Raw genomic sequence first — 23,599 nt, 5'->3', positions numbered from 1 at the left:
CCCTCACGGGGCGACTGGCCCGTTTCGTCACCCATTCGGATGAATCGGCGGTGCGCAACGAGGGCCGCGGACGGATCAGCCGGCGCGCAGAGCCATCGTCATTGCCTCCACTGCGAGCAGTGGCGCCACATTGCGGTCCAGCGCCCGGCGGCAGGCGATCACGGCCTCTATCCGGCGCAGGGTGCGCTCGGGCGTCGAGGACCGGGCGATGCCGTCGAGTGCGTCCCGTACATCGACATTGGCGAGGGCGATCTGCGAGCCCAGCTGCAGCGCCAGGACGTCGCGGTAGAAGCCGGTCAGGTCGGTGAGGGCGAGGTCGAGGCTGTCGCGCTGGGTACGGGTCTTGCGGCGCTTCTGCTTGTCCTCCAGCTCTTTCATCACCCCTGCCGTGCCGCGCGGCATCCGGCCTCCGGCAGCCGCGCCGAGTGCGGCCTTCATGTCCTCCGTCTCCTTGGCGTCCACCTCCTCGGAAACCTGCTTCGCGTCCTCCGTGGCGGTGTCGATCAGCTCCTGGGCGGCCTTGAGACAACCACCGATGTCCTCCACCCGGAGCGGAAGCTTGAGCACGGCCGCGCGGCGCGCGCGGGCCTTCTCGTCGGTGGCCAGGCGGCGGGCCCGGCCGATGTGCCCCTGAGTGGCGCGAGCGGCTGCCGCGGCCCGCTCCGGTTCGATTCCGTCACGCCGGATCAGTACATCGGCAACGGCGTCGACAGGGGGCGTGCGCAGGGTGAGGTGACGGCAGCGGGACCGGATAGTGGGCAGCACATCTTCGAGCGAGGGTGCGCAGAGCAGCCACACCGTACGGGGCGCGGGCTCCTCGACCGCCTTCAGGAGCACGTTTCCCGCGCCCTCGGTGAGTCGGTCGGCGTCCTCCAGGATGATCACCTGCCAGCGGCCCACGGCCGGGGACAGCTGGGCGCGGCGGACCAGCTCACGGGTCTCCTTCACGCCGATGGAGAGCAGGTCCGTACGGACCACCTCGACGTCGGCATGCGTACCGATGAGGCTGGTGTGGCAGCCGTCGCAGAAACCGCAGCCCGGTGCGCCGCCCAGCGCGCGGTCCGGGCTGGTGCACTGGAGGGCGGCGGCGAAGGCGCGGGCAGCGGTGGACCGCCCGGAACCCGGCGGTCCGGTGAACAGCCAGGCGTGGGTCATCTTCGACCCCGGCGGCACCGAACCCCCCGCGGAAATGGCGGTGACCAGCTCATCGGCGTCCCGGGCGGCGGCACCGAGCTGCTCCTGCACCCGGTCCTGGCCGACCAGGTCGTCCCATACGGTCATCGGTCACCGCCCTTCCGGTGGTGGTCTACGGCTCCGGTTTCCCATTGTGGCGGAAGGGTCTGACATTCCCGGCGATCCGGTCCGCCCCTCACCCCACGGGCCACCCGCCACGGCCGCTCTCAGCGGCGCGGGCGGCGGCCCCGTCCGGAGGTGCCGTGCCCTTCGTCGTCCCGGTCGTGGTCGCCGAGCAGCTCGTCGGCCAGGGTCGGCAGATCGTCCAGCGGAGTCTCCTCGGCCCACTCCGGGCGACGGCGGCGGCCCCGGCCCGGACGCCGCTCCTCGGCTGCCTCCGGGACGGCGTGCGGATCGCTGATCTGCGGCAGCTCCCGGGTGCGCTCGTTCTCGCCCTCCGGTACGGCGTCCGCCGGGCGCTCGTCGCGGAAGATGCCCCGCGGAACGCGGTCCGCCGGGTGCTCGTCACGTACCGGCGGGAGTATCGCCGTCTCGTCCGCGGAGCCCGTGTCGCCCCGTGCCGCAGGCGGCTCGGACGTATCGCTGATCCTCGGGATCATCGTGGTCTCGGCCTGGTCCGAAGGCGTGTCGACCGGTGACGGCACCGGCTGCGTCACCTCGTTCGGGCTGACGACCGGCGTCGGCACCGTCAGCTCGTTGTCCGGGACGGAAGCGGACGCGGCCGCCTCCGCGCGGGCGGCCTCCGCCGCCGCGGCCGCCTCGGCCTCGGCCTGCCGCCGGGCAGCCTCGGCCCGCAGCAGCGCCTCCTCCGCCTTGCGCTGCTTCTCCAGCCGCCGCGCCTCGGCCTCCTTGCGCAGCCGGGCCTCCTCCTGGGCCTGCCTGCGCAGCCGCTCCTGCTCGGCCTCGCGCGCCTGCTCCTCGGCCTCACACCGGGCCCGCTCCTCCTCGGCGACCCGACGGGCTTCCTCGGCCTGCCGACGGGCCTCCTCCGCCTGCCGCTCGGCCTCGCGCTGCCGCGCCTCCTCCAGCTCGCGGCGCTTGCGCTCCTCCTCCTCGGCGCGGAGCTTGGCGAGCTGCTCCTGGCGCTCGCGCTCCAGCCGCTCCTCCTCCGCCTTGCGCGCCGCCTCTTCCTCGGCCTTGCGCCTGGCCTCTTCCTCGGCCGCCCTGCGCGCCTCCTCCTGGGCCTTGATCTCGGCCTCGGAGAGCGGCAGGACCTGGTCGAGCCGGTGGCGTACGACGGTGGTGATCGATTCCGGTTCCTGGCCGGCGTCCACCACCAGGTAGCGGGTCGGGTCCGCGGCAGCCAGCGTGAGGAAGCCGGACCGTACCCGGGCGTGGAACTCGGGCGGCTCGGACTCCAGCCGGTCGGGCGCCTCGGTGAACCGTTCCCGTGCGGTCTCCGGGTCGACGTCGAGCAGCACCGTCAGATGCGGTACGAGTCCGCTCGTCGCCCACCGCGAGATCCGGGCGATCTCGGTCGGGGAAAGGTCGCGGCCCGCGCCCTGGTAAGCGACGGACGAGTCGATGTAGCGGTCGGAGATGACGATCGCGCCGCGCTCCAGGGCCGGACGGACCACCGAGTCGATGTGCTCGGCACGGTCGGCGGCGTAGAGCAGTGCCTCGGCCCGGTTCGAGAGCCCCGCCGACGACACGTCGAGCAGGATCGAACGCAGCCGCTTGCCGACCGGCGTGGCGCCGGGCTCGCGGGTGACGACGACCTCGTGGCCCTTGGCCCGGATCCACTCGGCGAGCGCCGCGACCTGGGTGGACTTGCCGGCCCCGTCGCCGCCCTCCAGGACGAGGAAGAAGCCAGTGGCGGCGGGGGCGACAGCCGGCTCCCCGCCGCGCAGGGCCTCGCGCAGGTCACGGCGGAGCGGCACTCCGGAACGGTCGTCCGTCTTCGCGAGGACGATCGCGGCGACCGGCAGCAGCAGGGCGCCGATGAGCATGAGGGCGAACGCTGCGCCACCGTGCGCGAAGACGAAGTCTCCGGCCTTCAGCCGGTGGGTGCCGATCGCCGCGGCCAGCAGCGGTCCCGCGATCGCGCCGAGCGCGATCAGGACCCGGACAACTGCCTGGAGGTGCTCGGTCGTCCTGGCCCGGCGGGACTCCTCGGTCTCCTGGTCGACGAGCGTGTGGCCGGTGTTGGCCGCGACACCCGCGGCGTAACCGGCGAGGACCGCGAGGAACACCACGGTCGCCGTGTCCGGCACCAGGCCCATCGCGAGGAGCGCGACCCCGGTGACGGCGGTGGCGAGGGCGAGCATCCGGCGCCGCGACAAGGTGGGCAGCACCTTCTCCGCGGTACGGATACCGGCGCCTGTGGCGCCCGTCAGAGCCAGGATCAGCAGGGCGAACGCGGCCGGTCCGCCACCGAGGTCGTAGGCGTGCAGTGCGGCGACGGCGGCTGCGGCGGCGATCGCTCCGGCGACGGCCGCGCACGCGCCGACGAGCAGCGGGACGGCGCCGGTGCGGCCCTTGTCCGGGCCGCTGCCGGCGGACGGCCGTCGCAGGCCCTCCAGGGGCGAGCGCGGGCGGGGCGTCGGAGAACCGGGGAGTTCGAGGAAGTAGAGGATCGAGATCGAGGCGGAGAACAGCCCGGCCGCGACGTACGAACCGAGAGCCGCCTGGTGGAAGGAGAACCACTCCAGCCCCGAGGACAGCAGATTGCCGATCAGCGCGGCGATCAACAGAACGGCCGCGGCGGCGGGGACGGCGGCGAAGTCCGTACGGAGGGAGAGCCTGCGCAGGGCGTCGAGGTGGTCGGGCAGCGGGCGTACCGCGGCGCCCTCGGGGGGCGGGGAGGGCAGCAGCGCGGGGGCGGCACTCTCCTTCGCGACCGTCCACAGCCGATCGCCGGCGCCGGTGACGAAGACGGTGATGAGGATCATCATGAGCGCCCGGTCGGGCATCCAGTCGATCCACAGCGGCGCGACGACGAGCAGCGCGAGCCGCAGGCCGTCCGCCCCGATCATCAGCCACCGCCGGTCCAGCGGTCCACCGGGCGCGGTGAGCGTCGTCAGCGGCCCGAGAAGTACGGCTCCGAAGAGGAGCGTGGCAAGGATTCGGGCACCGAACACGGCGGCGACGGCAAAGGCCGCCCCGCGGTATCCGGATCCGAATGAGCCCTCAAGGACCGCCGCTTGCAGCGACAGCAACACCAGCACGAGAAGGGCGAGTGCATCGCCGATACTCCCGACGAGCTGGGCGCTCCACAACCGCTTCAGCGGGGGAACACGCAACAGGGCTCGTACGGCGCGCTCGCGTGAGTCTGCGGCAAGTGTGTCGGAGGTGGGGCTCACGACCGTTGGCTGCTCGGCTCGCGTCATCCGCCCAGCCTATCCGGAGCGGCGCGGTCGGCGACGGCCCCGTCCGAACATATGGGCGCCCGAGCGGGGTGCGGAGGTGCTCCCCCGTACGCCGGAGGGGCTGGAATGTCCAGCCCCTCGGGTGTTCGGGAACGCGCTGACCGCCGGTGCGGTCAGTCCTCGACGGACGACGCGGACGCCTTCTTCGCGGCCGCGGTCGTCTTCTTGGCCGCCGTCGTCTTCTTCGCGGCCGTCGTCTTCTTCGCGGCGGTCGTCTTCTTGGCGGCCGTCTTCTTGGCCGTCGTCGCCTTCTTCGCGGGTGCCTTCTTCGCCGGGGCCTTCTTCGCCGTCTTCTTCTTGGCGGGTCCCTTGGCGCGCTTCTCAGCGAGGAGCTCGTAGCCACGCTCCGGCGTGATGTCCTCGACACTGTCGCCGGTCCGCAGGGTCGCGTTCGTCTCGCCGTCGGTGACGTACGCGCCGAAGCGCCCGTCCTTGACGACGACCGGAGCACCGCTCACCGGGTCCGTGCCCAGTTCCTTCAGCGGCGGCTTGGCGGCGGCGCGCCCGCGCTGCTTGGGCTGGGCGTAGATCGCGAGAGCCTCTTCGAGCGTGATGTCGAAGAGCTGGTCCTCGGACGTCAGCGAACGCGAGTCCGTGCCCTTCTTCAGGTACGGGCCGTAGCGCCCGTTCTGCGCGGTGATCTCGACGCCCTCGGCGTCCTCGCCGACGACCCTCGGCAGCGACATCAGCCTGAGCGCGTCCGCCAGCGTCACCGTGTCCAGCGACATCGACTTGAAGAGCGACGCGGTCCGCGGCTTCACCGCGCTCTTGCCGGTCTTCGGCGTGCCCTCGGGCAGTACCTCGGTGACGTACGGACCGTACCGGCCGTCCTTCGCGATGATCTGGTTGCCGGTGACCGGGTCCGCGCCGAGCTCGTAGTCGCCGCTCGGCTTGGCCAGCAGCTCCTCCGCGTACTCGACCGACAGCTCGTCGGGCGCCAGGTCCTCCGGCACGTCCGCGCGCTGGTGGCCCTCGGCCTCCTTCTCACCGCGCTCGATGTACGGGCCGTACCGCCCGACGCGGAGCTTGATGTCGTTGCCGACGGGGAAGGAGGAGATCTCCCGGGCGTCGATCGCGCCGAGGTCGGTGACGAGCTCCTTGAGACCGCCGAGGTGGTCGCCGTCGCCGTTGCCCGCGGCGGAGGCCGCGCCACTGACGGCGTCGTCGCCCTCTCCGAAGTAGAAACGCCTCAGCCACGGCACGGACTGGGCCTCGCCCCGCGCGATGCGGTCGAGGTCGTCCTCCATCCGCGCGGTGAAGTCGTAGTCGACGAGCCGGCCGAAGTGCTTCTCCAGCAGGTTGACCACGGCGAAGGAGAGGAAGGACGGGACGAGCGCCGTGCCCTTCTTGAAGACGTAGCCGCGGTCGAGGATGGTGCCGATGATCGAGGCGTACGTCGACGGCCGGCCGATCTCGCGCTCTTCCAGCTCCTTGACCAGCGAGGCCTCGGTGTAACGGGCCGGTGGCTTGGTCGCGTGGCCGTCGACCGAGATCTCGTCGGCGGACAGCGCGTCGCCCTCGGCGACCTGCGGCAGCCGGCGCTCGCGGTCGTCGAGCTCGGCGTTCGGGTCGTCGGCGCCTTCGACGTACGCCTTCATGAAGCCGTGGAAGGTGATCGTCTTGCCGGACGCGGAGAACTCGGTGTCGCGTCCGTCGCTCGCCCGGCCGCCGATCTTCACGGTGACCGAGTTACCGACCGCGTCCTTCATCTGGGAGGCGACGGTCCGCTTCCAGATCAGCTCGTAGAGCCGGAACTGGTCGCCGGTCAGACCGGTCTCGGCGGGTGTGCGGAAGCGGTCGCCGGAGGGGCGGATCGCCTCGTGCGCCTCCTGCGCGTTCTTGACCTTCCCGGCATACGTACGCGGCTTGTCCGGCAGGTAGTCGGCGCCGTACAACTGCGTGACCTGCGCCCTCGCCGCGGAGATCGCGGTGTCGGAGAGCGTCGTGGAGTCGGTACGCATGTAGGTGATGAAGCCGTTCTCGTACAGCTTCTGTGCGACCTGCATGGTGGCCTTCGCCCCGAAGCCCAGCTTCCGGCTCGCCTCCTGCTGAAGGGTCGTCGTACGGAACGGGGCGTACGGGGAACGGCGGTACGGCTTCGACTCGACGGACCGCACGGCGAACGCGGAGTCGGCGAGCGCGGCGGCCAGGGCCCGGGCGTTCGTCTCGTCCAGGTGCAGCACCTGGCCGGCGCCGGATTTCAGCTGTCCGTCCGGACCGAAGTCGCGGCCCTGGGCGATCCGGCGGCCGTCGACCGCGCTGAGGCGGGCGGTCAGCGTCGACGGGTCGGAGGCGTCACCGGTACGGCCGGTGGCAAAGGCGCCGGTCAGGTCCCAGTACTCGGCGGAACGGAAGGCGATGCGCTCGCGCTCCCGCTCGACGACGAGTCGGGTGGCGACGGACTGGACCCGGCCTGCCGAGAGCCGCGGCATGACCTTCTTCCACAGGACCGGCGAGACCTCGTAGCCGTAGAGGCGGTCGAGGATACGGCGGGTCTCCTGGGCGTCGACCATGCGCTGGTTCAGCTCGCGCGGGTTGGCGACGGCGGCCTGGATCGCGTCCTTGGTGATCTCGTGGAAGACCATCCGGTGGACCGGGACCTTGGGCTTCAGCACTTCCTGCAGGTGCCACGCGATGGCTTCGCCCTCGCGGTCCTCATCGGTGGCGAGGAAGAGTTCGTCGGACTCGGCCAGCAGCTGCTTGAGCTTCCTGACCTGCGCCTTCTTGTCCGCGTTGACGACATAGATGGGCTGGAAGTCATGCTCGACGTCGACGCCGAGCCGACGGACCTCGCCGGTGTACTCGTCGGGAACCTCTGCGGCGCCGTTCGGCAGGTCGCGGATGTGCCCGACGCTCGCCTCGACGACGTATCCGGGGCCGAGGTAGCCCTTGATCGTCTTCGCCTTGGCAGGCGACTCGACGATGACGAGTCGGCGGCCGCCCTGTGCGGTCTCGCTGGTCGGGGACAACTTCGCTCTTCTCTCCGGTCGACACTCAGTGGGCATCCGGGCAGCGCGATGACGCTGCCGACGGTGCTGTCGCTGCGGAGTGTGACGGTACAACCCGCCCCCGTGTCAAACGGCAAAAGCCCGCAACGGCCACTCGAACGGTAACCCGACTTCCGCCATTCCTGCCGCCCGGAGTGCCCGATACGCGGCGCGCGCGGTCGCTGCCTGCGGGTTTCGCGGCGCCGTGGCGGTGCTGCGGCCGCCGGAGGTCAGTGGCGGGACAGCCGGGCGTGTTCACGTCCCGGGCCGGGTGATCACACGGCCCGGGACGTGGGCGGCGAGGCGGCAGCCGTGGATCAGATACGCGTGAAGCACCCCACGCCGAGGGCGAGGAAAAGTACGCCGAACAGAGTGGCGAGTGTGGCGGAGACAACGGGGCGCACCCCGTACGCCACCGGCGCGTGGTGCGCGACGCGCGCCCCCGTCCACACCAGCAGCGCGGTCCCGAACAGCGCGAACGTCGTTCCGGCGAATACCGCAGGTCCGCTCTCCATGCCCGTACGCCTCTCCGTGACATGCCCGGCCCGGGGCCGATGCCCGTGTCGAGTCAGGGGGAGGCTGTCACTCGGCGGCGACACCGGTGCGAACCCCGGGTGAACTCCAGGGCCGCGGTCCACGGAAGCGCGCTCCGGCCGGGCCACGCCCGTGGGCCGGATCACATCAGGTCGAGGGTCGCGCGCCGCCGGCTGCCACGTTCGAACACCGCCGGCAGGACCACGGCGAGCACCGCGTATCCGGCCCCCGTAGCCGGCTCGGCGCCGAGCCGTCCCCGGTCGAGGCCACCGCCTGCGGACAACTCCCGGGCGGCTTCGGCGGCATGGGTCAGCGGAAGAACGTCCCCGACAGCCCGCATCCACTCCGGCAGGGTCTCGCGCGGCACATCCGCGCCGGTCAGCAGCAGGAGTACGGAAGCGGCCACATGGGACACCAGGAACACATCGCGGAAGCGCAGACCCAGCGCCCCGAGGACGAGGCCGAAAACGGAGCATCCGGCCGAGGCGGCAAGCAGCACTGCGGCAAGGCCGGGCAGCGCCCCAACCGGAATCCGCAGACCCAGCAGGAGAGTGGCGGGGGTGAGCATGAAGACACTGATGAGGAGGCCGTTCAGTACGTACGGCAGGGCGCGCCCGAACCAGAGCGGAGCCCGGCGCCGAGGGCTCAGCAGCACCGCGCCGAGCGTGCCGAGGCGACGCTCGTCGGCGACGGCCATGGTGCCGCCGTGGACACACCGGCGGTGGAGGCGGCGACAACGGCGTTGCCCAGCAGGTAGTCCTCGACGAGGCGTCGCACGGTCGGCCAGTGCCGTTCCATCGCCCCTTGCCAGTACGCGGTGCAGGAATCCGCCGACGCGGCGCAGGCCGCCTCCGGATTCGCCAGGTAGGGCCGGATGCGCGGATGATCCCCGAGTCCCGGACGTGCTCCTCGACCCCGGCCCGTACGACCTCGGGCGGCGTGGCCCTGATGATGTCCAGCTCCGTCTCGACGGACGAGGCGCCGACCGGGCGAAGCAGCAGGAAGTCCGGGAAACTCATCGGGCCGTCGATCAGCAGCCGCAGCGCCGCGGTCCGGTCGTCTTCGCGCAGCACTTCACAGGCCCGCCCGCCCACTTCTCGTACGGCCAGGAGGGCGTACGGTGCGGCTTGGCCAGATGCAGGCTGCAGAAAGCGTCCCACGGCGGGCTGATGGCGATCCGGGTCGCGCCGAGCGCCGCCTCGTCCAGCTCGATCCGGATCAACCGGCGGTCACCGTCCGCTCCGCGCTCATCAGGCCGCCCCCACCGGCTCCAGGAACCCTTCCTCCACCAGCAGCCGGATCGCCTGCGGGGTACGGTCGCGCAGCAGTACCGGATCCTCGTTCATCAACTGGGCGATCGCGTCCAGGATCCGGCCCGCGGGCAGCGTCCCGTCGCAGACGCCCGCGAAACCGGCGCCGACCGCGTCGACCTTCGTCGCGCGCCGCATGCCGCGATTCTGACGCAGCACCACATGCTCGGGGTCCTCCGCGCCCGGCAGTCCGACCTGCTCCTGCATCACTTCCGGAGCCAGCGTGAAGTGGTCGGCGAGCAACGCCGCGTCATCGTGCGTCCGCAGATAGTCCTGGCGCGCGAAGTGGGCCTCCACGGCCGCGCCGAGCGGCTGTTCCACCGGGTGCGGCCACTCCTCGATCACGACCGACGGATTCCCGTCGGCCGCGGCCGCGGACTTCCGGAGCGTGATCCAACCGAAGCCGACGCCCTTCGTCTTGCGGGCCTCGAACTCGTCCAGCCAGGCGTCGTACCGTGCGGCGTACTCCGCGGGGTGCGTACGGTGGTCGCCGCTGTCGCGCAGCCACAGCTCCGCGTACTGCGTGATGTCCTGCACTTCGCGCTGGACGACCCAGGCATCGCAGTCGCGCGGCACCCAGGAGCGCAGCCGGTCCTGCCACTCCTCGCCCTCGACGTGCTGCCAGTTGGCGAGGAAGTGCGCGTATCCCCCCTCGCTCAGCCGGTCGCCGGCCTGCTGCACCAGCGTCCGGCACAGGTCGTCGCCGCCCATGCCGCCATCGCGGTACGTGAGACGGGCGCCCGGCGAGATGACGAACGGCGGATTCGACACGATGAGGTCGTACGTCTCGGTGTCGACCGGCTCGAAGAGCGAACCCTCGCGCAGATCGGCCGGGGCGGCGCCGGACAGGGCGAGGGTCAGCCGGGTGAAGGCGAGGGCGCGGGGGTTGAGGTCCGTGGCCGTGACCCGGGTGGCGTGCTGCGCGGCGTGCAGCGCCTGGATGCCGGAACCCGTACCGAGATCGAGCGCGGAGGCGACCGGCGTACGGACGGTGATCCCGGCGAGTGTGGACGACGCCCCACCGACGCCGAGGACCACCCCCTCCTCGCTCGAACCGATGCCACCCGCGCCGCCGACCGCGCAGCCCAGGTCGGAGACGATGAACCAGTCCTGCGCCTCGGGCCCGCTGTACGGCCGCACATCGACGGCGGCCCGCACCTCGTCGCCCGCGCGGATCACCCAGCCGTCCTCGACGCACGCGTCCAGCGGGAGTGCGGCGCGGGCCCGCTCGTACGGGACGGGGTGCTGAAGCAGGAAGAGCCGCACCAGCGTGTCGAGCGGGGATTCGCCACGGGTGGCCCGCAGTGCCGGAACCGTCTCGCTGCGGGCGAGCGCGGCATAGGCGGGCGCGCCGAGCAGGTCGAGGAGACCGTCGGCGGTGAAGGCGGCGGCAAGCAGGGCTTCGCGGAGCCGGGGCGAACGGTCGGGCACGGGGAGACTGGTCGTACTCACCCGCCCATTGTGGCCGCTCCCACCGACAACGGCAGCGGCCCGGCAGCATCGGAGCTGCCGGGCCGATCGTGCCGGCGTTGTCAGGGCTTCTTGCTGGGCGACGCGGAAGCCGACTTCTCGGGGGTCTTCGACGGCGCGGCGGCCGGCGGGACCGAAGCCGTCGGCTTCTGGCAGCCCGGCTGCTTGGCCATCGCGATGCCGACCTTGCCGGACTGGAGCTGCTTCAACGCCTGGTCACCATTGGTGCTGATCTTGTTCAGCTCGTCGGCAATGCCCTTCAGACCGTCGGCGAACTTCGCCTGGTCCTTGATGTCGAGCGCGTCGACCTTCTTCTGCAGCTCCGCGTAAGCGGCCGAGGAGGCGTTGAGCTCCTTCACGGCCTCCTTGTGCGTGGTCTCGCCGCCGTCGACCGGCGGTGCGCCCGCCGAACCCACGGCTGCGCCCAGCGCCTTGTACGCCTGCGAGATCTGCTGGAAGGCGGCCGAGTCGGTCTTCTGGACATCGGCGGGCTTGCTGTTGTCGGCGGTCTGCTGCTGGATGGCGGCGTTGGCGTTCGCGATCTTCTGCAGCTGGGGCTTGACCTGGTCACAGACCTTCTTGGCCCAGTCGTTGACCTTGTTGTCGTTGCCACTGTTGTCGCTGCAGCCCGACAGCGTAAGTACCAGTACCGCACCGCCGGACAGTGCGGCTGCAAGCTTCTTGTTCACCGGATCGGTCCCTTCCAAGGCTCTCGGCCCCGGAACTTACACGCCACATGACCTCCATCCGGGTGCCAGGCGTCCGATAGATGTCCTTTTGTAGCCATTTGCACCAAGGGGAATGAGGGAGATACAACTCACGCGCGAACGGGTGAACGCACCCGGCAGCCGAACGGTAAACGGGCGGGCAGCGCATCGGAATGCGCCGCCCGCCCGTTCTTTGACCAGGCCATGCCCTTGCTTGATCAGCTGCGGCCCCGGGTTGCTCGGGTCCCCGCGAGCTGTCGCTCTCCTCCCTGTGCCCGCCTCATGAAACGGCAGCCGGATCGGTCGACTTGGCAGTCGCGCCGCCGTCGTCATCATCGGAGTCGTCCTCGTCGCCCACGGCGATCCCGCGACGCTTGGAGGCATAGACCGCTCCGACGATGACGGCGAGGGCGATCACCGCCACCACCGCCCGCACGCCCGCGCTCGCGTCCGCCCCGTAGCTGAACTGCACCACTGCCGGCGCGATGAGCAGCGCCACCAGGTTCATCACCTTCAGCAGCGGGTTGATCGCCGGTCCCGCCGTGTCCTTGAACGGATCGCCGACCGTGTCGCCGATCACGGTCGCGGCGTGGGCCTCGCTGCCCTTGCCGCCGTGATGACCGTCCTCGACGAGCTTCTTGGCGTTGTCCCACGCGCCTCCGGAGTTGGCGAGGAAGACCGCCATCAGCGTCCCGGTGCCGATCGCGCCCGCGAGGTACGAACCGAGCGCCCCGACACCGAGGGTGAAGCCCACCGCGATCGGCGCCATCACCGCGAGCAGCCCGGGCGTGGCGAGCTCACGCAGCGCGTCCTTGGTGCAGATGTCGACGACGCGCCCGTACTCCGGCTTCTCGGTGTAGTCCATGATCCCGGGGCGCTCGCGGAACTGCCGCCGCACCTCGTAGACCACGGACCCGGCGGACCGGGACACCGCGTTGATGGCCAGGCCGGAGAACAGGAAGACGACCGCGGCCCCGAGGACCAGCCCCACCAGGTTGTTGGGCTGCGAGATGTCGAGACTGAGGGTCATCTCCCCGGCCTTGGCACCCACGCCGTCGACCGCCGTGGCGATCGCGTCGCGGTACGAGCCGAAGAGCGCCGACGCCGCCAGTACGGCGGTGGCGATGGCGATGCCCTTGGTGATGGCCTTGGTGGTGTTGCCGACGGCGTCCAGATCGGTGAGGACCTGGGCACCGGCGCCGGTGACGTCGCCGGACATCTCCGCGATGCCCTGCGCGTTGTCGGAGACCGGTCCGAAGGTGTCCATGGCGACGATGACCCCGACGGTGGTGAGCAGCCCGGTTCCGGCGAGGGCCACCGCGAAGAGCGCCAGCATGATCGACGTACCGCCGAGCAGAAAAGCCCCGTAGACGCCGAGGCCGATCAGCAGCGCGGTGTAGACGGCGGACTCCAGACCGATGGAGATCCCGGCGAGTACGACGGTGGCCGGGCCGGTGAGGGAGGATTTGCCAATGTCCTGGACGGGGCGCCGGCCGGTCTCGGTGAAGTAGCCGGTGAGCTGCTGGATCAGCGCGGCCAGCACGATGCCGATGGCGACGGCGACCAGGGCGAAGACCCGAGGGTCACCGCTGTGCGTGGTGATCGCGCTGTCGGTGACGCCGTCCAGGTCGGCGTACGAGGACGGGAGGTAGACGAAGACCGCCACCCCCACCAGGACGAGCGAGATCACCGCGGAGATGAAGAAGCCGCGGTTGATGGCAGTCATCCCGCTGCGGTCGGCGCGCCGCGGGGCGACCGCGAAGATGCCGATCATCGCGGTGACCACGCCGATCGCCGGCACGATCAGGGGAAAGGCCAGTCCGGCGTCACCGAAAGCGGCCTTGCCGAGGATGAGCGCGGCGACGAGCGTCACGGCGTACGACTCGAACAGGTCGGCCGCCATGCCCGCGCAGTCACCGACGTTGTCGCCCACGTTGTCGGCGATGGTGGCGGCGTTGCGCGGGTCGTCCTCCGGGATGCCCTGCTCAACCTTGCCCACGAGGTCGGCGCCCACATCGGCGGCCTTGGTGAAGATGCCGCCACCGACCCTCATGAACATGGCGATGAGCGCGGCACCGAGCCCGAAGCCCTCGAGCACCTTGGGCGCGTCGGCGGCATAGACGAGAACCACGCACGAGGCGCCGAGCAGCCCGAGCCCTACCGTGATCATGCCGACCACGCCGCCCGTGCGAAAAGCAATCTTCATAGCCCGATGCGATACGTCGGTGAGATCTTTTTCCGGTTCGCCTTCCGCCGGAGTCGCCTCACGCGCGGCGGCGGCCACCCGCACATTGCTGCGGACGGCCAGACGCATGCCGATGTATCCGGTGGTCGCCGAGAAAAGCGCACCCACCAGGAAGAACAGCGACCGGCCGGCGCGCTGCGACCAGGTGTCGGCCGGAAGCAGCAGGAGCAGGAAGAAGACCACGACGGCAAAGACGCCGACAGTGCGCAGCTGCCGGGCCAGATACGCGTTCGCGCCTTCCTGGACGGCTGCCGCGATCTCCTTCATGCGGTCGGTGCCCTCGCCGGCCGCCAGCACCTGGCGGACCAGCAGCCGGGCGACGATCAGTGCGGCGACGGCGACGATCGCGATGACGATCACGATGACGCGGTTGTCATCGGTGAGTACCGCGGCCGCGAGAGAGGTGGGTCGGTCGGAAAGTGCGGAAACTTCGGGCAGTTCTGCCAGTGGTGTGTTGATGAAGCCCGCCATACGTCCTCCTTGACGCTCAGCGCTCAAGACGTGGACGGATTGTAGGGAGCAGAACCTGATCAAAACAGTCCGCAGTAAATGTAAATCGACTTTGCCCGCCGATCGATAAATGATCGCACCCTCGGATTGATCCGAATGCAGTAATGGGGCAGAAGCATTGTCCGTAGATCGCTGATCAAGCTGAAATGAAAAAAGGCCCTGCTCGGCAGGGCCCCGGGAGAGTGGATCAGGAGTTACGGTCGGAGCGGCGCCACGACGGGCCGGGCCGCTGTGACGCCTCCGGCGCTCAGGGATGCGCCGTTGCGGGCGTCTTGGGCCAGCTCATGCGGATCACTTCGCCATCGGCTCCCGATCTGACTTCCACGTCGTCGACGAGGCCGCTGATGACCGCGAGACCCATCTCGTCCTCGCTGTCGGCGTCGATCTCGGTACCCGGTTGGCCGGGCCCCTCCCCGGACGCCTCGGCGGCTCCGGTTTCCCCCCCGGGGCCAGGCACCTCGTCGCCGACCTCGACGGAGAAGGACTTCTCCTCCTCGGTCAGGACGACCTTGACCGGAGCGGTGATGCCGTGGTTGCGGTGCAGCCCTACGGCGCGGCTGCAGGCCTCACCGACGGCGAGTCGGACCTCGTCGAGCACTGCCTCGTCGACCCCGGCGCGGCGCGCCACGGCGGCCGCCACGAGGCGGGCCGTCCTGACGTGTTCGGGCTGGGCGCTGAAGCGGAGTTCAACAGTGGCCATGCGATCCCCTTCAGACGTACGGGCGTGCATCTCAGGGGCCCGGGCGCACTGCCCGGTACCCCCGCTCTCTCTTCCTCCGGAAGCCGGCAGAGCCACCGGCCCCCGACAGCCGACGCGCGATCATCGGCAGTCGGCCCACCGATCGGCCGACGGGTATCCCGTCGACGTCCGGAAGCCGTCAGTACCGATGGCCGACAGCCCGCTGCCGGGCGTGTCACAGCCGACGGCCCGGCCCGGCTGCCGGAATGCCGATGACCCGGCACCACGACGTCCACCGAACCAGCCGCCCGCCGAACGGGCCGCGGTCCGACCCGGCTGTGCACCGGACCGGCCGGCCGGCTGACCGGCCTCCGGCCGATCCGGAAGCAGGCGGTCAGCCGTCAGTCGGTGGCCGCGACAGCCTCGTCGACCGTGGTGTGGATCGGGAACACCTTGGTCAGACCAGTAATCCGGAAGATCTTGAGAATGCGCTCCTGGTTGCAGACCAGGCGCAGTGAGCCCTCATGGGCCCGGACACGCTTCAGGCCGCCCACGAGCACGCCGAGGCCGGTGGAGTCGAGGAAGTCGACACCTTCCATGTCGACAACCAGGTGGTAGCTGCCGTCATTCACCAACTCGACCAACTGCTCGCGCAGCTTGGGCGCGGTATACACATCAATCTCGCCACCGACCTCGACGACCGTACGGTCGCCACCAGGGCCGGACACATTGCGAGTCGACAAGGACAGGTCCACGGATCCTCCAGCACCTTGCTATCGAGCGGTCGCCCCTCGGTCTCCCCGACGGAGCCAGGGGACGGATCGCCAGCCGCGATGGCATTCAATCACTTACCAGCAGCCATGCACGACGCCTTGGGACCATTGTCCGTCACAGCGGTGACACACTCGGTGCCGATGGCCAAGAATCACCGCCCCAGTCGACCACCCGAGAGCAGGGACTCCCGCCCCTCTCCCGCCATGGTCCTCGACCGGCTCGCCGCAGCGGCGGGCCGGTCCGCGCGCATCACTCATACGGAGCACTTGCCCCCGCGAGCAGGTACCCATGCCATCTGGCCCGATCGCATCCGGCCGGAAGTGATCGCCGCTGTCCAGCGGGCCGGTATCGACCACCCGTGGGCACACCAGGCGGCCGCCGCGGAGCACGCCCTGGACGGCGAATCCGTCGTGATCGCCACCGGAACCGCCTCCGGCAAGTCGCTCGCCTATCTGGCCCCGGTCCTCAGCGCCCTACTCGACGGCTCGGAGGCCCCCAACGGCCGTGGAGCGACCGCCCTGTACCTGGCCCCCACCAAGGCGCTCGCCGCCGATCAGCGGCGTTCGGTCAAGGACCTCGCGGCCCCGCTCGGCAACGCGGTCAGGCCCGCGGTCTACGACGGCGACACCCCGGTCGAGGAACGCGAATGGGTACGTCAGTACGCCAACTACGTCCTGACCAACCCCGACATGCTGCACCGCGGGATCCTCCCGTCCCATCCGCGCTGGTCCTCCTTCCTGCGCGCCCTGCGCTATGTCGTCATCGACGAGTGCCACACCTATCGCGGCGTCTTCGGCTCCCATGTCGCCCAGGTGGTGCGCCGGCTCCGCCGCCTGTGCACCCGGTACGGAGCCGATCCGGTCTTCCTGCTCGCCTCGGCGACCGCCGCGCAGCCCTCGGTCGCCGCGGGCCGCCTCACCGGCCTTCCGGTCACAGAGGTCGCCGACGACGCCTCACCCCGCGGCGAAATGGTCTTCGCCCTGTGGGAGCCACCGCTGACCGAGCTGCACGGCGAGAAGGGCGCCCCCGTACGCCGTACGGCCACCGCCGAGACTGCCGACCTCCTCACCGACCTGACCGTCCAAGGCGTCCGCTCGGTCGCCTTCGTGCGCTCCCGGCGCGGCGCCGAGCTCATCTCCGTCATCGCCAAGGAACGCCTCGCCGAGGTGGACCGCTCGCTGCCCTCCCGGGTCGCCGCCTACCGCGGGGGCTACCTCCCCGAGGAACGCCGCGCCCTCGAGCGCGCCCTTCACTCCGGCCGGCTGCTCGGCCTGGCCGCCACCACCGCCCTCGAACTCGGTATCGATGTCTCGGGCCTGGATGCCGTCGTCATCGCCGGTTACCCCGGCACCAGGGCGTCGCTGTGGCAGCAGGCGGGCCGCGCCGGGCGCTCCGGCCAGGGCGCCCTGGCCATCCTGGTGGCCCGCGACGACCCGCTGGACACCTTCCTCGTCCACCACCCCGAGGCTCTGTTCCAGCAGCCCGTGGAGTCGACCGTTCTGGACCCGGACAACCCGTACGTCCTCGCCCCCCATCTGTGCGCGGCCGCTGCGGAGCTTCCGCTCACCGAGAGCGACCTGAAGCTGTTCGGGCCGGCCGTGGCCGAGCTGCTGCCGCAGCTGGAGGCCGCGAAGCTGCTGCGCAAGCGGGCGTCGGGCTGGCACTGGACCCGGCGCGAGCGGGCCGCCGATCTCACCGACATCCGTGGCGAGGGCGGCCGCCCGGTCCAGATCGTCGAGGAGGGCACCGGCCGGCTGCTGGGCACCGTCGACGAGTCGGCCGCGCACACCGCCGTCCACGAAGGAGCCGTCCATCTCCACCAGGGCCTCACCTATCTGGTCCGGAAACTGGATCTGGAGGACTCGGTGGCGCTGGTCGAGGAAGCCAGTCCGCCGTACTCGACGACCGCCCGCGATACCACCTCCATCACCGTCCTGGAGACCGACACAGAGATCCCCTGGGGTGACGGAAGGCTCTGCTACGGCTCCGTGGAGGTCACCAACCAGGTCGTCTCCTTCCTGCGTCGCAAACTGATCACCGGCGAGGTCCTCGGTGAGACCAAGCTCGATCTGCCGCCCCGCACGCTGCGCACCCGCGCGGTGTGGTGGACGGTCACCCAGGACCAGCTGGACGCCGCCCGCATCAACCCCGAGGTCCTCGGTGGCGCCCTGCATGCCGCCGAACACGCGTCGATCGGGATGCTGCCCCTCTTCGCCACCTGCGACCGCTGGGACATCGGCGGCGTCTCCGTCCCCCTCCATCCGGACACCCTGCTGCCGACGGTCTTCGTGTACGACGGTCATCCGGGCGGCGCCGGATTCGCCGAGCGGGCCTTCCACACCGCCCGCAACTGGCTCACCGCCACCCGCCAGGCCATCGCGTCCTGCGAGTGCGAAGCGGGCTGCCCGTCGTGCATCCAGTCCCCCAAGTGCGGCAACGGAAACGACCCGCTGCACAAGCGGGGGGCCGTACGCCTCCTCACCGAACTTCTCCGCTCCGCCCCGGCGGACCCGGAGCAGGCGGGGGAACCGCCGAGCCCGGAATCGGACCGGGATCGCCCGTCGGAGGGCCTGCCCGGGACCTGACCTCGGGTGCGTACGGCCCGAACCGCACCCGGGCCGTCACATCGGCGATCTCCCCCTGCACCGCGCACCGGATCACCGCCGCACCCTGCGCCTCGGCCACCTCCACGGCCGCCCTGCACGCCGCCTCGGCCCCGCGCAGGGCCCGGTCGGCCGCTGCCAGGGCCGCCAGGTCCGCCGCCCCGCCGGCCCGGTGCCGAGCGACCACCACCTGGCCGAGCGCAAGCACGGCCGCGAACACCGCACACAGCGCTGCCGTGGTCACCGCCACCCACACTGTCGCCACCCCGCGGTCACGCCCCTCCCCCCACCCGCGCGAACCCGCCACCCGCAACGCCCGTCGGACCCGCCACCCCCACCGCATCCGTCGCACCCGTCGCTTCTGTCGCAGGGGCACCGCTCCGATCGCCTCTGTCACGGCTCCGCCCCCAGCGTGTCCTCGGCCATCGCCACCGCGTCCGCTCTCAGCGTCAGGGCCAGCACACCCGGTCCGGGCGTCGGCGCAGCCACCCGTACCCGCCACAGCTCCCCGGCCCGTTCCACCTCCACACGCGCCCGGCCGGGTGCCACCGAGCGGGTGACAGCCAGCACCTGCGCCTGGGGTTCGGACCGGGCCGCCGCTCTCGCGCCGGCCCTTGCCGCATCCACGCACCGGATCTGAGCGGCAGCGGCCATCAGCGCCCAGAGGAGGGCCAGAGCGAACAACATCAGCACCGGGATCACCATGGCCGCCTCCGCCGTCACCGCACCGCGGTCGCCTCCGCCCCCTTCGCGGTCCCCGACTCCGCTCCCCGAAAGCCTCTCAGACCTTGGCATCGAGAGCGTCCGTGAGAATCGACTGCAGTGCCGCCATGACCGGCGGACTCGTGACCACCTTGTAGAGCACCGCCGCCAGCGCACAGGCGGCGATCGTCCCCACCGCGTACTCGGACGTCGTCATCCCGCGGTCCGTCCGGACTCGGCGCACCACACGCCGTGCCCAGCCCCTGATGCGCTTGATTTGCCATGCCATGTCAACCCCCAGAAGTGTTCTTTTGTGCAGATTCGTCACTGATTGCATGCTTTTGTTCATCGAGCTTGCAGGAGCCCGTTCGCCAGGCCGATGACCACCGGCGCCACACCGACCGCCAAAAAGGCGGGCAGAAAGCAGAGCCCTACCGGAGCTGTGATCAGCACGCCGGCCCGCTGGGCGCGCGCCACCGCCTCGCTCGACCGTTCCGCCCGCATCGCCTCGGCCAGCCGGGCGACCGGTTCCGCCGCCGGAGCCCCGGTCGAACCCGCCCGGTCCAGACAGCGGGCCAGCGCGCCTGCGCCCGATATCTCGCCGAACCTTCCCCAGGCCACGGCAGGTTCGCCGCCCAGCCGGATCTCCGCCGCTGTCCGTGCCAGCCGTTCGCCGACCGGACCGCCCAGCGACTCCCCGACCGCCTCCGCCGCTTCCCTCGGGCCGGCTCCTGCGGAGATGCACGCCGCCAACAGGTCGGCCGCCAACGGGAGTCGGCGTTCGGTCTCCGCAGCTTCCGCAGCGGACACGGCGGGTCTGCGCCGATGGCGCGTCCGCTGCCATCGCCACGTGCCGTACGCCGCCACCAGTCCGACCGCGCACCCCCACGAACCACCGACGAGGAACCAGCCCGTCACCACGGCGCCCAGCGGCACGGCCCAGTTCTTCAACCAGGCCCCGGACACCGACCGCTCGTGCCACCGCCTCCCGGCGTCGACCGCCAGCAGCACCGCGCCCCGGCGGCGCGCCACCCGATGCCGCCTCCACCCGGCCAGGCAGACAGCCAGGTATCCGACCGCGCCCAGGGCGACCGCCACCGGAACCGGCCCGCGGACGATGTGCGCCACCGCGCCGGCCCCTTCGCTCATGGCCGCTCCCCCGCCCGTACGATCCGGCCGGCCCAGCAGAGACCGGCCGTCTCCAGCAGCCCGCCCACCAACAGGCAGACCAGCCCGGCCGGACTGTGCAGGAGCACCCCCAACGGGTCGGCCCCCAGCGCCGCCCCCAGTCCCAGACCGAGCACCGGCAGCAGCGCCAGCACGGCCACCGTCGACCAGGCCCCCGCCAGCTGTGCCCGCAACTCCTCCCGCCGACGCCGCTCGGCCCGCAGCGCGCCCTCCAGGCGGTCCAGACCGGCTGCCAGCCCCGCGCCACCGTCGACCGCCACCCGCCAGCAGGCCGCCACTCCGGCGAGCCCCTCCAGCCCGGGTTCGCGCGCCGCCTGCCCGAGGGCCCCCGGCACGTCGCCGCCGAACCGTGCCGCAGCCGACACCACGGCCTCCGCCGCACCCATCGCCCCCGTGCCACGCACCGCCACCAGCAGTGCCTGCCCCGGCTCGTGCCCGGCCCGCAGCTCGCCCACCACCGCACCGCACAGCCCCACCACGGCATCCGCTCTGCGCTCCCGCTCATGCCGCCCGGCCCGCTTACGAAGCCATCGCCGCACCAGCGGTACCGCCAGCGCCCCCGCGACCACCGGCAGCAGGGACTCGCCCAGCACAGCGAGAAGCAACGCCACCGGAAGACACAGCCACTCCCGCCGCTCCCGGAGCATCCCCGCGCACCACAGCCGGACCCGGTCCCGGCCGATCCGCGGCTCCGGCTCCAGCACCGAACCGACGAACAACGCCCGCGCCCGCCGCGTTCCTTGGCCCCGCCCCACCACCAGCCAGGCCGCGGCCCCCGCGCACACGGCCGACGCATACGTCGCGTACTCCGGGACCCCCACCGCCGTGCCACCGGTCACAGCGCACCCCCGATCAGCGAGCGCAGCCGCTCCCGGCCCCGCTCGTGGACGAAGCCGTCGGCGCCCCACCGCAGCGCGGGCACGGTCACCACCAGCCCGGCCGCATCCCGCTCCAGCACATGCACCTCGGCGATCCGGCGTACCCCGGCCCGGTCCCGTGCAAGATGGACCACCACCGACAGTGCCGCCGCCAGCTGGCTGTGCAGCGCCACCCGGTCAAGACCGGCTGCCGTCCCCAACGCCTCCAGCCGCGCCGGTACATGCTCGGCAGCGTTGGCGTGAACAGTCCCGCAGCCACCCTCATGGCCGGTGTTCAGCGCAGCGAGAAGTTCGGTGACCTCGGCGCCCCGCACCTCTCCGACCACCAGGCGGTCGGGCCGCATCCGAAGCGCCTGCCGCACCAGGTCCCGCAGAGTCACCCGTCCGGCACCCTCCTGGTTGGCAGGGCGTGACTCCAGCCGCACCACATGCGGATGGTCCGGCCGCAGCTCCGCCGAGTCCTCGGCGAGCACGATCCGCTCCCGCTCCCCGACGGCACCCAGCAAACTCGACAGCAACGTGGTCTTCCCCGCCCCCGTCCCGCCACTGATCAGGTATGAGACCCTGGCCTCGACCAGCGCCCGCAGCACCCGGTCACCACCCGGCGGTACGGTGCCCGCCGCGACCAACTCCGCCAGCGAGAAGGCCCGGGGGCGCACCACCCGCAGCGACAGACAGGTGGAACCCACGGCCACCGGCGGCAGGACCGCATGCATCCGGGTCCCGTCCGGAAGCCGTGCGTCCACCCAGGGCCGGGCATCGTCCAGCCGCCGCCCTGCCACCGCCGCGAGCCGCTGTGCCAGCCTGCGCACCGCCGGAGCGTCGCGGAAGGTCACCCCGGTGAGTTCGAGCCCACTGCCCCGGTCCACCCACACCCGGTCCGGCGCGGAGACCAGCACATCCGTCACCGCCGGATCGGCGAGCAGCGGTTCCAGCACTCCCGTACCGACCAGTTCGCCGCGCAATTCCTCTGCCGCGCCGAGCACTTCGGCATCGCCGAGAAGCCTTCCCTGGGCACGCAGCGCGGCCGCCACCCCGGCCGGGGTCGGTGCGGCGCCGCTCTGTGCAAGCCGCTGCCGCACAGCGTCGAGGAGCCCGTCGGTCATGACGCACCTTCCCCACCGGGGCCCGCGCCGGCTCCACCGGCAAGCGCCCGCTCCCAGAACGCCGTACAGAATCTGGCGAGGGGTCCGCGGGCACCCGAGCCGGGCGGCGTTCCATCGTCCTGAGCCGCCAGCAAACCTGGTTCCAGCGGGAGTTCACCGGCGAGCGGCAAGCCGAGCGCCTGAGCCACCCAGCGCTCGTCCAGCCCCGCCGCGTAGGGGCCGCGTGCCACCACCCGCAGGTCGCCCAGGACCATCCCGGCCGTCGACGCGACGCGTTTTGCCGCCGCGACCGCCCGCAGTTCACCGGGGACCACGAGCAGCCCGAGGTCCAACTGTGCAAGCGCCTTCGCAACCGACTCGTCGACCCGGCGCGGCAGGTCGACGACCACCACCCCGCCGAGCCTGCGGGCGGCCGCCAGCACCGCCTCCATGGCCTGCGGCGGGATGACCACCCAGTCGTCACGCCCCCAGCTGAGCACCCGCAGCCCGTGCAGTGCGGGCAGCGACTCCTCCAGGGCGCCACCGCCCACCCGCCCTTTGGAATGAGCGAAATCCGGCCACCTCATTCCCTCGGCCCGCTCGCCGCCGAGCAGCACATCGATGCCACCACCCAGCGGATCGCCATCGATCAGCATCGTCCGCCGCCCGGCCCTGGCCGCGGTCACAGCGAGAGCACAAGCCAGCGTGGACGCGCCGGCGCCGCCCCGCCCGCCGATCACCCCGACGGTGAGAGCGGGCCGCCCCACCCCCTCTGCCGCATTGGCGATCTGATCGACGAGCCAGCTCTCCGCGTCGGGCAGCCGCAGCACATATTCGGCCCCGATCTCGACGGCCTGCCGCCAGACATCCGGTGCGTCCTGGTCGTGCCCGACGAGCATCACGCCCTGTCTGCGCAGCGCTCCGCGGCACCGCGGAGCCGCGTCATCACCCACCAGGACCATCGGAGCCTGCTCCCAGCCGCCCCTGCCCTCGGGCGGCGTGTGGTGCACCTCAGGCTCCGCGCCGGCGGCCGCACACAGCCGCAGCAGATCGTCGAGCAGTTCCACATCCTCGGTCACGATCAACGGTCCGCCCCGGCGTTCTCCGACGACCGGCAGACGATCCCGTGCGATGGATTCAGCCACGATCTCCGCCCCCTTCTCACTGCACCTTCACCGCGGATTCGCAGCGATCTCGGAGCGTTCCGAGTTCGGCGATATCCGGAACCCGCGGACTTCGCGGGTGGAATCACCGTGCAACGCTTCGGAAAATCGTGTGGATCTTGCTCTAAATCTGTGGACAACTCCACCGCTGTGAATATCTCGGTCACCCAAACCGACGACTTCCGGAGAGCAGCGCTTCCGT

At 71.4% G+C, this 23,599-nt stretch carries 17 protein-coding genes and 1 pseudogene; 1 reads left to right on the top strand and 17 read right to left on the bottom strand.

The genetic code is table 11. The features are described 5' to 3' along the window. Positions 1-75: 75 nt before the first annotated feature. The 10 genes and pseudogenes from AB0915_RS02660 to AB0915_RS02615 all read right to left on the bottom strand — a co-directional run bounded on the left by AB0915_RS02660 (position 76) and on the right by AB0915_RS02615 (position 15,759). A complete protein-coding gene (locus AB0915_RS02660) occupies positions 76-1,281 on the bottom strand; it encodes a DNA polymerase III subunit delta' (RefSeq protein ID WP_366689350.1) in 1,206 nt (401 codons plus the stop codon). Positions 1,282-1,400: 119 nt separating this feature from the next. Next, a complete protein-coding gene (gene tmk / locus AB0915_RS02655; protein ID WP_366689349.1) occupies positions 1,401-4,523 on the bottom strand; it encodes a dTMP kinase in 3,123 nt (1,040 codons plus the stop codon). 152 nt (positions 4,524-4,675) lie between these two features. Further along, positions 4,676-7,531, bottom strand: a complete 2,856-nt coding sequence (topA, locus tag AB0915_RS02650; protein ID WP_366689348.1) for a type I DNA topoisomerase — start codon at positions 7,529-7,531, stop codon at positions 4,676-4,678. Between the two features lie 335 nt (positions 7,532-7,866). Next, positions 7,867-8,064 (bottom strand): hypothetical protein, encoded by a 198-nt coding sequence (locus AB0915_RS02645; protein ID WP_366689347.1) that lies wholly within the window; start codon positions 8,062-8,064, stop codon positions 7,867-7,869. Between the two features lie 164 nt (positions 8,065-8,228). Then, positions 8,229-9,305, bottom strand: a pseudogene (locus AB0915_RS02640) (hypothetical protein); the annotation flags it as partial. Positions 9,306-9,333: 28 nt separating this feature from the next. Beyond that, the gene (locus AB0915_RS02635; protein WP_366689346.1) at positions 9,334-10,845 is read right to left on the bottom strand and encodes a class I SAM-dependent methyltransferase; all 1,512 of its coding nucleotides are present in this window, start codon (positions 10,843-10,845) and stop codon (positions 9,334-9,336) included. A gap of 80 nt (positions 10,846-10,925) precedes the next feature. After that, positions 10,926-11,552 (bottom strand): small secreted protein, encoded by a 627-nt coding sequence (locus tag AB0915_RS02630; protein ID WP_366689345.1) that lies wholly within the window; start codon positions 11,550-11,552, stop codon positions 10,926-10,928. A gap of 298 nt (positions 11,553-11,850) precedes the next feature. Further along, positions 11,851-14,286 carry a sodium-translocating pyrophosphatase gene (locus AB0915_RS02625; RefSeq protein WP_366689344.1) on the bottom strand — a complete coding sequence of 812 codons (2,436 nt, stop codon included), beginning with the start codon at positions 14,284-14,286 and terminating at the stop codon, positions 11,851-11,853. 286 nt (positions 14,287-14,572) lie between these two features. Continuing rightward, a complete protein-coding gene (locus tag AB0915_RS02620) occupies positions 14,573-15,025 on the bottom strand; it encodes an ATP-binding protein (protein ID WP_366689343.1) in 453 nt (150 codons plus the stop codon). A gap of 380 nt (positions 15,026-15,405) precedes the next feature. Next, positions 15,406-15,759, bottom strand: a complete 354-nt coding sequence (locus AB0915_RS02615) for an STAS domain-containing protein (RefSeq protein ID WP_003967428.1) — start codon at positions 15,757-15,759, stop codon at positions 15,406-15,408. A 78-nt stretch (positions 15,760-15,837) separates the two neighbouring features. Between AB0915_RS02615 and AB0915_RS02610 the strand changes: the two genes are divergently transcribed. After that, positions 15,838-18,363 carry a DEAD/DEAH box helicase gene (locus AB0915_RS02610; RefSeq protein ID WP_366689342.1) on the top strand — a complete coding sequence of 842 codons (2,526 nt, stop codon included), beginning with the start codon at positions 15,838-15,840 and terminating at the stop codon, positions 18,361-18,363. Here the strand turns inward: AB0915_RS02610 and AB0915_RS02605 are convergent. The 7 genes from AB0915_RS02605 to ssd all read right to left on the bottom strand — a co-directional run bounded on the left by AB0915_RS02605 (position 18,257) and on the right by ssd (position 23,313). Then, entirely contained in the window at positions 18,257-18,724 is a 468-nt protein-coding gene (locus tag AB0915_RS02605) for an Rv3654c family TadE-like protein (RefSeq protein ID WP_366689431.1), read from the bottom strand. The two genes, AB0915_RS02610 and AB0915_RS02605, sit on opposite strands and share 107 nt — an antisense overlap. A gap of 50 nt (positions 18,725-18,774) precedes the next feature. Further along, the gene (locus AB0915_RS02600) at positions 18,775-19,176 is read right to left on the bottom strand and encodes a TadE family type IV pilus minor pilin (protein WP_366689341.1); all 402 of its coding nucleotides are present in this window, start codon (positions 19,174-19,176) and stop codon (positions 18,775-18,777) included. Next, positions 19,163-19,300, bottom strand: a complete 138-nt coding sequence (locus tag AB0915_RS02595) for a DUF4244 domain-containing protein (protein WP_366689340.1) — start codon at positions 19,298-19,300, stop codon at positions 19,163-19,165. Before AB0915_RS02595 ends, AB0915_RS02600 begins: the two co-directional genes overlap by 14 nt. A 128-nt stretch (positions 19,301-19,428) precedes the next feature. Next, positions 19,429-20,232: a type II secretion system F family protein gene (locus tag AB0915_RS02590; RefSeq protein ID WP_366689339.1), complete on the bottom strand. Its 804-nt coding sequence runs from the start codon at positions 20,230-20,232 to the stop codon at positions 19,429-19,431. Next, positions 20,229-21,110: a type II secretion system F family protein gene (locus AB0915_RS02585; RefSeq protein WP_366689338.1), complete on the bottom strand. Its 882-nt coding sequence runs from the start codon at positions 21,108-21,110 to the stop codon at positions 20,229-20,231. The genes AB0915_RS02590 and AB0915_RS02585 overlap by 4 nt, the downstream gene beginning before the upstream one ends. Beyond that, positions 21,107-22,255 carry a TadA family conjugal transfer-associated ATPase gene (locus AB0915_RS02580; RefSeq protein ID WP_366689337.1) on the bottom strand — a complete coding sequence of 383 codons (1,149 nt, stop codon included), beginning with the start codon at positions 22,253-22,255 and terminating at the stop codon, positions 21,107-21,109. Before AB0915_RS02580 ends, AB0915_RS02585 begins: the two co-directional genes overlap by 4 nt. Then, positions 22,252-23,313 carry a septum site-determining protein Ssd gene (ssd, locus tag AB0915_RS02575; protein ID WP_366689430.1) on the bottom strand — a complete coding sequence of 354 codons (1,062 nt, stop codon included), beginning with the start codon at positions 23,311-23,313 and terminating at the stop codon, positions 22,252-22,254. Before ssd ends, AB0915_RS02580 begins: the two co-directional genes overlap by 4 nt. Positions 23,314-23,599 lie beyond the last annotated feature (286 nt).

It is taken from the genome of Streptomyces sp. NPDC048411 (genome assembly GCF_040704695.1).
GTDB lineage: Bacteria > Actinomycetota > Actinomycetes > Streptomycetales > Streptomycetaceae > Streptomyces.
Note: the sequence above shows the minus strand (reverse complement) of the source record. Positions and strands in the feature narration are given on the sequence as shown.